General features: G+C 71.1%; 8 protein-coding genes and 2 pseudogenes. 6 read left to right on the top strand and 4 right to left on the bottom strand.

Translation table 11 applies throughout. From position 1 onward, the window contains the following. Positions 1-136: 136 nt before the first annotated feature. Positions 137-406, bottom strand: a pseudogene (locus ABZ646_RS28155) (hypothetical protein); the annotation flags it as partial. A gap of 17 nt (positions 407-423) precedes the next feature. Here ABZ646_RS28155 and ABZ646_RS28160 point away from each other — a divergent pair. Next, positions 424-750: a hypothetical protein gene (locus ABZ646_RS28160; protein ID WP_360524580.1), complete on the top strand. Its 327-nt coding sequence runs from the start codon at positions 424-426 to the stop codon at positions 748-750. A 141-nt stretch (positions 751-891) separates the two neighbouring features. Beyond that, positions 892-2,043 (top strand): glutathione-independent formaldehyde dehydrogenase, encoded by a 1,152-nt coding sequence (locus ABZ646_RS28165; RefSeq protein ID WP_360524583.1) that lies wholly within the window; start codon positions 892-894, stop codon positions 2,041-2,043. Positions 2,044-2,154: 111 nt separating this feature from the next. Here the strand turns inward: ABZ646_RS28165 and ABZ646_RS28170 are convergent, their stop codons facing one another. Then, entirely contained in the window at positions 2,155-4,311 is a 2,157-nt protein-coding gene (locus ABZ646_RS28170) for an MMPL family transporter (RefSeq protein ID WP_360524586.1), read from the bottom strand. Between the two features lie 184 nt (positions 4,312-4,495). Here ABZ646_RS28170 and ABZ646_RS28175 point away from each other — a divergent pair, with 184 nt between their 5' ends. Beyond that, positions 4,496-5,893: a VOC family protein gene (locus ABZ646_RS28175; RefSeq protein ID WP_360524589.1), complete on the top strand. Its 1,398-nt coding sequence runs from the start codon at positions 4,496-4,498 to the stop codon at positions 5,891-5,893. Between the two features lie 22 nt (positions 5,894-5,915). Then, the gene (locus tag ABZ646_RS28180) at positions 5,916-7,445 is read left to right on the top strand and encodes an aldehyde dehydrogenase family protein (RefSeq protein WP_360524592.1); all 1,530 of its coding nucleotides are present in this window, start codon (positions 5,916-5,918) and stop codon (positions 7,443-7,445) included. Between the two features lie 3 nt (positions 7,446-7,448). Here the strand turns inward: ABZ646_RS28180 and ABZ646_RS28185 are convergent, their stop codons facing one another. Together ABZ646_RS28185 and ABZ646_RS28190 are read right to left on the bottom strand one after the other, a co-directional pair. Beyond that, a complete protein-coding gene (locus ABZ646_RS28185) occupies positions 7,449-8,294 on the bottom strand; it encodes a putative RNA methyltransferase (RefSeq protein ID WP_360524595.1) in 846 nt (281 codons plus the stop codon). A gap of 155 nt (positions 8,295-8,449) precedes the next feature. Then, positions 8,450-9,574, bottom strand: a complete 1,125-nt coding sequence (locus ABZ646_RS28190; protein WP_360524598.1) for a PP2C family protein-serine/threonine phosphatase — start codon at positions 9,572-9,574, stop codon at positions 8,450-8,452. Between the two features lie 351 nt (positions 9,575-9,925). Here ABZ646_RS28190 and ABZ646_RS28195 point away from each other — a divergent pair, with 351 nt between their 5' ends. Both ABZ646_RS28195 and ABZ646_RS28200 read left to right on the top strand, forming a co-directional pair. Beyond that, the gene (locus ABZ646_RS28195; protein WP_360524601.1) at positions 9,926-10,594 is read left to right on the top strand and encodes a glycoside hydrolase family 11 protein; all 669 of its coding nucleotides are present in this window, start codon (positions 9,926-9,928) and stop codon (positions 10,592-10,594) included. Then, positions 10,594-11,274 (top strand): annotated as a pseudogene (locus ABZ646_RS28200) (polysaccharide deacetylase family protein); the annotation flags it as partial. The gene ABZ646_RS28195 and the pseudogene ABZ646_RS28200, both read left to right, overlap by 1 nt. Positions 11,275-11,445 lie beyond the last annotated feature (171 nt).

Below are 11,445 nucleotides of genomic sequence, written 5' to 3' on the forward strand. Positions count from 1 at the left end.
GTACGCGGTCCACAGACCGGTGTAGCCGCCGCCGACGATCACGACGTCCGCCGAGGCGTCTTCGGTGAGCGGCTCCCGTCCCGTGGGGAGCTGAGCGGCCCGCTCCAGACGGACGATCACGCTCTTCGACGTGAGCGTGTTGCTCCGGGTAGTAGGCCGCCGCCGAACCCCTGGGCGTCGGGTAACCGACCACCCGGAAGGCGTCGGCCCGCCGCTGTGAACCGTCGGTCCAGATGCTGACCAGGTCCACCAGGGCGCCGTCTTCCAACCCCAGCCCGGTGAGGTCGACGCGGTTCACCAGGACGACGCGCCGGCCTCGCACCAGATGGCCCGGCGGCGCCTGCACCATCGTGAAGTCGTTGACGGTGAAGACGGCCTTCCCGGGGGCCGTGCGGAACACCCGCTCGCGTCGCGGACGCGGTCGTGGTCGGCCGCGTAGTCGGCCCAGGGAACGTCCGGGGCATCCGGTCCCGAGCCCAGCACCCGGCACAGGTCAGGGCCGGGCAGTGGGCCGACATCGTGCCGCAGGCCTGGCCGCACGTCTTCGCGGTGCCGACAGGCATGCGCGCCGTTCCGCTGGTCCGGCCCACGCGTACGGAGCGGATCGGCCTGATGCTCCCGGCCCGTGCACCGGTCTCCGTGATCGGGCAGACACTGATCGACGTCGTGGCACAGGCCGGCGTCGCCGCCGCGCTGGAACGGCTGCCGCATCCGGCGGCCGACGACACCGGGTTCGACGTGCGGCGTTGACGCGCTCGGCCCGGAACTTGCACCGCCTGCCGTACCGGCGTTTTCTGGAAGTATCCGACGGTGAAACAAGAGCGCCCAAGGTTGCGGCACCGACCTGCCTGGGCCCTGCCTCGTGGCGTTCGACACGCGGAGGTGAACCAGGTGAAAGCCGTTGTCTACGAGAAGCCCTTCAGCGTCGCTGTCAGGGACGTCGACGATCCTGGCATCCAGCACCCGAACGACGTGCTGGTACGGGTCACATCCACCGCGATCTGCGGGTCCGACCTGCACATGTACGAGGGCCGCACGGCCGCGGAGTCGGGCATCGTCTTCGGACACGAGAACCTCGGCATCGTCGAGGAGGTCGGCTCGGGTGTCGCCTCGCTGTCCCAGGGCGACCGGGTCGTCATGCCCTTCAACGTCGCCTGCGGGTTCTGCAAGAACTGTCTGGCCGGGAAGACCGGATTCTGCCTCACGGTGAACCCGGGCTTCGCCGGCGGAGCCTACGGCTATGTGGCCATGGGCCCCTACAAGGGCGGCCAGGCGGAGCTGCTGCGGGTGCCGTTCGCCGACTTCAACTGCCTGAAGCTGCCACCGGGCAACGAATTCGAGACCGACTTCGTCCTGCTCGCCGACATCTTCCCGACCGGCTACCACGGCTGTGAACTCGCCCAGGTGATCCCCGGCGAGAGCGTGGCCGTCTTCGGCGCGGGTCCGGTCGGGCTGATGGCCGCCTACTCCGCGCTGCTGCGCGGCGCGGCCAAGGTGTTCTCGGTCGACCGGGTACCGGAGCGGCTCGCCAAGGCGGAGGAGATCGGCGCGATACCGATCGACTTCACCCGGGGTGACCCGGCGGAACAGATCAAGGAACAGACCGGAGGTGAGGGCACCGACAAGGGCGTCGACGCCGTCGGCTACCAGGCCCAGGCGCACGACGCGAGCCACGAGGAACCCGCCGTGGTCCTCAACACCCTCGTCGAGACGGTACGGCCTACCGGCATGCTCGGCATACCCGGCCTGTACGTCCCGTCCGACCCCGGCGGACCCGACGAGCACGCCAAGCACGGCCAGCTCCTGGTCTCCATCGGCAGGATGTTCGAGAAGGGCCAGCGGATGGGCACCGGCCAGTGCAACGTCAAGCAGTACAACCGGCAGCTCCGCGACCTGATCATCGCGGGGCGGGCCAAGCCCAGCTTCGTGGTCTCCCACGAACTGCCGCTGGAGGAGGCACCCGGCGCGTACGAGAAGTTCGACCAGCGGGTCGAGGGCTACACCAAGGTGGTCCTGCACCCCGGTCACGCACTGGCCGCGTAGGGCCGGCGCCGCGCCGGGCCTGGGAGCACGGCTGCCCCACGGCACGGCTGAGGAAGGACAGGGGGCCGACGGGCCGCACGGCCCGCCGGCCCCCTGGTGTCCGCGGTGCCGCTAGCCGCGCCGTCCCGCCGCCTGGTACTCGTCCGCGGCGGGGGAGGAGCCGCCGCCCGTGTCCGGCCGCGCCCGGTCGGCATGGCCCGGCCACCAGGCCGCGTGACCGATCAGGGCGGTGAGGCTCGGGGTGAAGAACATCGCCATCACGAAGGCGGCCACCGCGATGCCGAAGGACACCGCGAAGCCCATCTCCGTGAGCAGCGAGTTCCCGGCCAGCATCATCGTGGCGAAGGTCGCCGCCAGGATGAAGCCCGCCGCGGCCACCGTCGGTCCGGCGTGCCGCAGCGCCATGCCGGCCGCCTCGCGCGGCTCCCGGCCCTCCCGGGCCTCCTCACGCAGCCTGGCGATCATGAGGATGTTGTAGTCCGTGCCGATGGCGACCACGAACAGATACATGATCACCGGGAGCATGAACATCAGCCCTGGCTTGTTCTGGGCGTCCTGGAAGATCCAGACCGTCGCGCCCAGCGTGGAGCCGAAGCCGAGGCCCACCGAGGCGATCAGGTACCAGGGCGCGACCACACTGCGCAGCAGCAGCCCCAGGATCACCATGATCAGCAGGGCGGCGACGGGGAACACCGTCCGGTAGTCGTGGTTCACCGCGGAGTCGATGTCCTTGTAGATCGAGGACATGCCGCCGACCACCGCCTCGGTGCCCTCGGGAGCACTGGCGTGCGCGACGTCCCGCACCCGGCCCACCGTGTCGATCGCCTTGTCCGTGGAGGCCTCGTACTTGAGCGTCACGGTGAAGTCCGCCGTGGTACCGGGCTTGTTGAGCTGGTTCAGCCGGGCACTGGCGACACCGTCCACGGCGCCGAGTTTGCGCGCGTACGCGTCGAACGCGGACCTGTCCAGCGGCTTGCCGCCGGTGCTGGACAGGTAGACGTCGGTGGGTGCGGCGGCACCGGCGGAGTACGCCTTCTGCATCTCGTCCTGGACGACCATGGACTCCTTGGTCTTGGGCATCGAGCCCGACGCCAGGTCGAACGTGGCGTGGTAGCCGAGTGTGCCCAGCGACAGCACCACCAGGACGAGGCCGGAGACTGCGGCGGTCAGCGCCGGGCGGCGCTGCACACCACGGCCGAGGGCCGCGAACCGGGCGTTCTCCGGCTCGCGTTGCCAGGACTTGGAGGGCCAGAACACCTTCGGGCCGATGAGCGAGACGACGGCCGGAATCAGGGTCAGCCCCGCGATCAGGGTCACGGAGACCGCGATGGCCAGCGCCGGGCCCATCTGCTTGAGGAAGCCCAGCGTGGACAGGACCAGCGCGAGGAAGGCGATGATGACCGCGCCGGCCGCCGAGGCGATGGCCTCACCGACCCGGGCCACCGCGTTGACCATGGCCTCCTTGGGTTCGTCGCCGGCGCGCAGCCGTTCGCGGTAGCGGAACATCAGGAACAGGAAGTAGTCCGTGCCCACACCGAAGAGCACGACGATCAGGATCGACGAGACGGAGCTGTTGGCCTGCAGACCGAACAGCTTGGTGGCGTAGGCGATCAGACCGTTGGCGATCGCGGACACCAGGCCGATCGTGATCAGCGGCAGGACCGCGAGGATCGGCGCCCGGAAGATGATCAACAGGGTCACCAGGATGATCAGGAAGGTGCCGATGCCGATCAGCGCCTCACCGCGTTTGGACGAGTCCTGCTGGTCCAGTGCCTGCGCGGCCGAGCCGCCGAGCCTGGCCTCCAGGTCGGTGCCCCTGGTCAGTTGCCTGACGTCGTCGCGCAACACCTTGGCCGCGTCCGCCTGTACGGGCTGACCGGCGTTCTTGCTGTCCATCTGGACCAGGGTCATGGTGTATCTGCCGTCCTTGGACGGCTGGCCGGGGACGACCTTCTGGACCTGGTCGATGTGCTTGCCGCCCAGTTCGGTGGTGATCCGGGAGACGTCCTTCAGATCGGCGGCGGTGAGCCTGCCGCCGTCGGTGCGCTGGTACAGCGCGATCGCGGACGGGGTGAAAGCGCTGGGGAACGCCTTCGCCTGGAGGTCGGCCGCTTTGATGGATTCGTAACTCTTGGGCAGGAAGCTGCTCTCGTCGCTGTTCGAGGGCAGGCTCGGGGCGGTGGCCACGATCGCCACCGCCGCGATCAGCCATGCCACGATCGTCCAGACGGGATGTCGGACGACGGCACTGCCAATTCGTCGGAACATGCGGAAGGTCCTCCTGAGTAGGAAGATCACCGCAGCCCGGGGAGCGGACCCTGGCATCGGCGACCCCGACCGGCACGCATCCAACGGGCCGGTCGCATGGTTGTCTTGAGGTCACATGGTAGGGATCACCTATGACACTCGGTCCAGTGGGTTTCCGGTACCGCCCCGACGGAAAGGCCGAACCATGTCGACGATCAGCCAGTGGCGGCTGAGGGCCGCGTTCGCGCAGCGGTTGTCAGGGATGTACGGACATGAGGTACCCGCCTACACCACGCTGGTGGACGTCTCCCACGAGGTCAACGCGGACGTGCTGCGCGCCCGGGGAGCCGATGCCGAACGCCTCGGTTCCATCGGCCGGGTGACCGCCGAGCGGCACGGTGCCATCCGCGTCGGCACCCCGCGGGAACTGGCGCAGGTCGCCCGGATCTTCGGCGCCCTGGGCATGCACCCGGTCGGCTTCTACGACCTGCGGGAGGCCGCCGCGAGCGCCGTCCCCGTCGTCTCCACCGCCTTCCGGCCGGTCGACGGCGAGGAACTCGCCCGCAACCCCTTCCGGGTGTTCACCTCCCTGCTCACCCCCGCCGATCCGCGCTTCTTCGACCCCGGCCTGCGCGCCCGCCTGGAGACCTTCCTCGCCGCCCGCGAACTCTTCCCCCCGGAACTGCTGACCCTGGCCGACCGCGCCGAGGCCGAGCGTGGACTGCCGCCGGACGACGCCGAACGCTTCCTCCGACTGGCCGTCCGATCCTTCGAGCTGTCGCCGGAGCCGGTGGACAGGGCGTGGTACCGGACGCTGGAGCGGGTGTCCGCCGTCGCCGCCGACATCGGCGGTGTCCGCAGCACCCACATCAACCACCTCACCCCGCGCGTCCTGGACATCGACGACCTGTACCGCCGTATGACCGACCGCGGTGTCGAGATGATCGACACCATCCAGGGCCCGCCGGCCTGGCGGGGCCCCGACGTCCTGCTGCGGCAGACCTCCTTCCGTGCCCTGGCCGAACCCCGCGCGATGCGCGCAGAGGACGGCAGCGTCGTCAGCGGCGCCCTGCGGGTGCGGTTCGGCGAGGTCGAGGCCCGCGGCATCGCCCTCACCAGGACGGGACGGGCCCGGTACGACGAACTCCTCGCCCGCGTCGACGAGCAGGCCGCCCGGCAGCCCGCGGCGGCCCGCGACGACGTCGCGCGCACCGTCTGGGAACGGCACATGCCCGGCAGCGAGGAACAACTGGCGGCCGAGGGGCTGGCGTACTTCACCTACCGGCTCGCCGACTGCCGGCCGCGCGACGGCGCCGCACCGCCGGCCGGCGTCGCCGAACTGCTGCGGCAGGGCTGGACAGTCGCGGAACCCGTCGTCTACGAGGACTTCCTGCCCCGCTCGGCCGCCGGCATCTTCCAGTCCAACCTCAGCGGCGCGGGCACCCGCGATCACGACAGGCAGGGCACCGCCTACGACGCCGACTGGCTCTCCGGTGCCATCGGCCGCGAGGTCCTCGATCCCTTCACCCTCTACGAACAGCAGCAGAACCGCTCCCTCGCCCATGTCGCGCGCGCCCTCGGCCTCACCGACCCGCCCCGCTGATCCCTCACCCCGGGAGGACCCCATGACCAGCACCGCGCTGCCCACCACGGACGACCTGCGTGCCCGCGCCCTGACCTGCCTGCGGAACATCGGTGCGCGGGCTCCCGAGGGCGACGACCTCCCGGCCCGCACCCCGGTCACCGGCGAGCCGCTCTTCGGGCTGCGGGCCGCCACCCGGGCCGATGCCGACGAAGCCGTCACCGCCGCCCGCGCCGCCTTCCTCACCTGGCGCACCACTCCCGCCCCGCGCCGTGGTGACCTGGTGCGCCGCCTGGGGGAGTTGTTGCGCGACCACAAGGGCGACCTGGCCGATCTCGTCACCGTGGAGGCGGGCAAGATCCGCTCCGAGGCACTCGGCGAGATCCAGGAGATGATCGACATCTGTGACTTCGCGGTCGGCCTCTCCCGCCAGCTGTACGGCCGTACGATCGCCTCGGAACGCCCCGGCCACCGGCTGGCCGAGACCTGGCACCCGCTCGGCGTGGTCGGTGTGATCTCCGCCTTCAACTTCCCCGCCGCGGTGTGGTCCTGGAACACCGCCGTCGCCCTCGTCTGCGGCGACACCGTCGTCTGGAAGCCCTCCGAACTCACCCCGCTGACCTCCCTGGCCTGCCACCACCTGCTCGCCCGGGCCGCCGACGAGACCGGCGCCCCGCGCGACGTCCACCGGCTCCTGCTCGGTGACCGCGCGGTCGGCGAGCGGCTGGTGGACGACCCCCGCGTGGCCCTCGTCAGCGCCACCGGCTCCACCCGCATGGGCCGCGAGGTCGGCCAGCGGGTCGCCGCCCGCCTCGGCCGCAGCCTGCTGGAACTCGGCGGCAACAACGCGGCGATCGTCACCCCCTCCGCCGACCTGGACCTGGCCGTCCCCAGCATCGTCTTCGCCGCGGCCGGCACGGCCGGCCAGCGCTGCACCACGCTGCGCCGGCTCATCGTCCACCGCGACACCGCCGACACCCTCGCCGAGCGCCTGACCGAGGTCTACGGCAGGCTCCCCGTCGGCGACCCGTTCGACGACACGACCCTCGTCGGCCCGCTGATCTCCACCACCGCACTCGACGCCATGCACCACGCCCTCGGCCGGGTCCGGGCCGACGGCGGCGAGGTCCTGGCCGGCGGAGCCCGCCGCCTGGCCGCGTCGGCACCGGCGGCGGCCTACACCGAGCCCGCCCTCGTCCGGGCCGGCGAACAGAGCGGCGTCGTACGCGAGGAGACCTTCGCGCCGATCCTGTACCTCCTCACCTACGACACCCTCGACGAGGCGATCGCGCTGCACAACGACGTCCCCCAGGGGCTGTCGTCCAGCATCTTCACCCGCGACCAGCGGGAGGCCGAGCTCTTCCTGTCGGCCGCGGGCTCCGACTGCGGGATCGCCAACGTCAACATCGGCACCTCGGGAGCGGAGATCGGCGGTGCCTTCGGTGGCGAGAAGGACACCGGCGGCGGCCGTGAGTCGGGCTCCGACGCCTGGAAGGCATACATGCGCGCGGCCACCAGCACCGTCAACTACTCCGGGGAGCTGACCCTGGCCCAGGGCGTCAGCTTCCTGTGACCGTCACCGAGGCCGGTAGACGGTCGCCAGCACCGACACGGTGATCCGCTCCGGCACCAGCCCGCCCACGTCGACCCCGCCGAGGTGCCGCGCACTCGGTGTCATCCGCACCAGGTCGCCGGCCCGAGGCCGGTCCAGCGGCAGGGGGTACTCGACGCGTTCGGTGCGCACGGTCTCGAAGAAGGGGTCCAGCGCCCGGTGCAGGCGTCGTTCCTTGGCCGGGTCGACGCCCACCAGCGCGGGCAACCGGCCGCGCAGCTCGGCCAGGTGCCGTCCGGTGGGACGCACCACGAGCAGCCGTCCCGTCGGGCGGAGCACCCGGTGGAACTCCGCCGGGTTGCGCGGGGCGAACACGTCGAGGACCACGTCCGCCACCCCGCCGGCCAGGGGGAAGGGCCGGAAGACGTCCCAGGCCGCCGCCGCGGCCCGGGTGTGCGCCCGGGCGGCCGAGCGCAGCGCGCGCACCGAGGTGTCCAGCCCCAGGCCACGGGCGGCGGGCAGCCGGTCGAGGACACCGCTCAGGTAGTGGCCGGTGCCGCAGCCCACGTCGACGACCGTGGCGCGCCGTGGCGCGTCGGCGGCCGCCAGGCGCACCGCCGTGTCGCGGACGGGCGCGTAACCGCCGGTGGCCAGGAACCGTTCCCGGGCCCGCACCATGGCGGTGTCGTCACCGCTGGTGGCGCGGGAGCCGGTGAGCAGGGCGGCGTAGCCGTGGCGGGCGACGTCGAAACAGTGGCCGTCGGGGCAGCGCAGGGTGCCGGGGCCGGCGAGGAGCCGGTGGGTCCGGCAGACCGGACAGCGCAGCAGATCGAGGGAGAGCTTCAGGGCAGGGGGAAGCAGGGCGGGCACGGGGCACTCCGGGTGTGGGTCGCGGTGGGCATGCGCAGGAGGGCGACGCCGGCCGGCGTCGCCCTCAGGGCCCCGCGATCACAGGAAGCAGTGGTGAGGGGTGCTCAGGAATGCCATGGGGGGAGTCTACGAGCAGCCCGGCCAGGACCGGTGCGTCAGCCGCTCGGTCCGGGCAGCAGGAACGCCGTGAGGGCGGCCGTGTCGTCGCGCAGTCGGTCGTGGCTGTAGTCGAGCAGATCCTGGTGGAGCCGCGCCAGCAGTTCCGGCGGCGGCATCGGGCCCCAGGAGCGCAGTCGCTGCAGCAGCGGGTAGAAGACGCCGTCCGGGTCCCGGGTCTCCGTGACGCCGTCCGTGTACAGCAGCAGCTGGTCACCGGGTCCGAAGGCGTAGGTGTCCACGCGGTAGGGGTCCCCGACCAGCATGCCGAGGTTCAACGGCGGCCCCGGCCGGCCCCGGTCCAGCTCGCGTACCTCGCCGGGGCGGATCAGGAGCGGCGGCGGGTGACCGCAGTTGAGGACGCGGACGACCCGCTCGTCGCCGGGGATCTCGGCGAAGACGGCGGTGACGAACCGTTCGGCCGTCTCCTGCCCGCCCAGTTGGTCGGCCCTGCGCGACATGCTGACGTCCACCCGCTCCACCAGCGCGTTCAGATCGGGTTCGTCGTGCGCGGCCTCACGGAACGCCCCCAGCATCGCGGCCGCGGTCTCCACCGCGAGCAACCCCTTGCCGCGCACGTCGCCGATGAGGAGCCGTACCCCGTACGCGGTGGGCACCGCCTCGTAGAGGTCGCCGCCGATGCGGGCCTCCGCGGCGGCGGACAGGTAGAAGCTCTCCAGGAGCAGGTCGCCGATCCGGTGCGGCACCGGCCGGAGCAGGACGCGTTGCGCGATCTCGGCCACGAACCGGACGTCGGCCAGGGTGCGTTCGCGGCGCGTCCGGTGCGCGGCCAGTACCGTCCCGAGGGCGCCCACCAGGGCCGTGCAGGCGTAGACGGCGACGTAGTGCCGTTCCCAGATGTAGCCGACGGAGCGGCCGGCGCAGCACGGGGTGCCGGCCAGCAGCATCTCGAAGCCGACGGCGAAGACGGTGGTACCGGCGACGACGACCGCCACATGGGCGAAGGCGGTCACCAGGGGCAGCGCGATCAGAGCGAAGCTCACCGGCCACGACACGGGGGTGATCGGCTCGACCACCAGCACCCCGGCGACGTACATGACGGGAAGCCAGCGCATCCACGCGGGAGGCGCGGGCAGTGCTGGGTAGCGACCGTCGTGCCTCACCCGGGACTCCTGGCCTACGTGTCTCGACAAGACGACCAGCCTCCCGGGCCACCGGAGGACACGCCCGTGATTGCTCCGCACAGCGGCATGTTCCGGCGCGGCCGACAGAATTCGCTATCTGTTACGAAACATTCGGGATTTTTCTGATGACGCAAAGGATCTTCATCTGGCCGAAGGTCGACCATCTCGATCTGGTGGTCTCGAATTACTCGGTTGAACTGCACAGATGGCCGAAGTGGTGGAGCGAAGGTTTCGAAATAACTACCGAAACTGTTGACAGGTGACATGGGCAGACCAACACTCCCCACCAAGCCACAACCGCACCCGCACAGGCCACAGAGGAGGCACTGCATGAACCCGCTCGACCACGCACTGAGCCGCCGGAGCGCCGGCGCCCTGCTGCTGGGCGCCGCCGCCGGGCTCGCCCTGCCCGGCACCGCCCGCGCCGCCACCGTCGTCACCACCAACCAGACCGGCTCCAACGGCGGCTACTACTACTCCTTCTGGACCGACGCCCAGGGCACGGTGTCCATGACCCTCGGCTCCGGCGGCACCTACGGCGCCAGCTGGCGCAACACCGGCAACTTCGTCTGCGGCAAGGGCTGGAGCACCGGAGCCCGCCGCAACGTGACCTACTCCGGCAGCTTCAGCCCCTCCGGCAACGGCTACCTGTCCCTCTACGGCTGGACCTCGAACCCGCTCGTCGAGTACTACATCGTCGACAACTGGGGCACCTACCGGCCCACCGGAACCTACAAGGGCAGCGTCACCAGCGACGGCGGCACCTACGACATCTACCTCACGACCCGGTACAACGCGCCGTCGGTCGAGGGCACCAAGACCTTCAACCAGTACTGGAGCGTCCGCCAGTCGAAGCGGACCGGCGGCACCATCACCACCGGCAACCACTTCGACGCCTGGGCCAGGGCCGGCATGCCCCTCGGCAGCTTCAGCTACTACCAGATCCTCGCGACCGAGGGCTACCAGAGCAGCGGCAGCTCCACCATCACGGTGGCCTGATGAGCGCGCCGGCAGAACGCTCCTTACGCCCCTTGGCGGCGACCGCCGTCGCCCTGGCCGCCGTCGGCACGCTCACCGTCGGCGCCGTCCCGTCCCACGCGGCCACCTGCACCGGCTACGTGGGCCTCACCTTCGACGACGGGCCGTCCGACGCCCACACCCCGGGCCTGCTCAGCGCCCTCAGGGCCAACGGACTGCGGGCCACCCTGTTCAACGAGGGCCAGTACGCCGCCGCCTACCCCGCGCAGGTCAGAGCCGAGGCCGGCGCGGGCATGTGGATCGGCAACCACAGTTACACCCACCCGCATCTGACCCAGCAGACCCAGGCGGTGGTCGACTCGGAGATCTCCCGCACCCAGTCGGCCATCGCCGCCGCGGGCGGCGGGACGCCGACCCTGTTCCGGCCGCCGTACGGCGAGACCAACGCGACCGTGCGCACGGTCGAGGCCAAGTACGGGCTGACCCAGATCATCTGGGACGTCGACTCGCAGGACTGGAACGGCGCGAGCACCGACGCGATCGTGCAGGCGGTCTCCCGGCTCACCAGCGGCCAGATCATCCTGATGCACGAGTGGCCGGCCAACACCCTGGCCGCGATCCTGCGCATCGCGGGGACCCTCACCGCCAAGGGGCTTTGCCCCGGACGGATCTCCGCTCAGACCGGCCGCGCGGTCGCTCCCTGAGGAAGCAGTGACACCGGTGGCGCGGCGGTCCGTCAACCGTCGCGCCGCTCTCACGACTTCGGATGAACGCAGATCCGCCGGATCCCTCCCGTCGATAGGTTCGCCACCGTGGACTACTACGACCAGGTGCACCCGGACAGCGGCACGCAGAGCGCCGACACCCTCTCC

This window comes from Streptomyces sp. NPDC007162 (assembly GCF_040634175.1).
Taxonomy (GTDB): domain Bacteria; phylum Actinomycetota; class Actinomycetes; order Streptomycetales; family Streptomycetaceae; genus Streptomyces.

Coding starts and splice junctions, on each gene's coding strand:
- ABZ646_RS28170 (WP_360524586.1), bottom strand. CDS start 4,311: ATGTTCCGACGAATTGGCAGTGCCGTCGTCCGACATCCCGTCTGGACG.
- ABZ646_RS28175 (WP_360524589.1), top strand. CDS start 4,496: ATGTCGACGATCAGCCAGTGGCGGCTGAGGGCCGCGTTCGCGCAGCGG.
- ABZ646_RS28180 (WP_360524592.1), top strand. CDS start 5,916: ATGACCAGCACCGCGCTGCCCACCACGGACGACCTGCGTGCCCGCGCC.
- ABZ646_RS28195 (WP_360524601.1), top strand. CDS start 9,926: ATGAACCCGCTCGACCACGCACTGAGCCGCCGGAGCGCCGGCGCCCTG.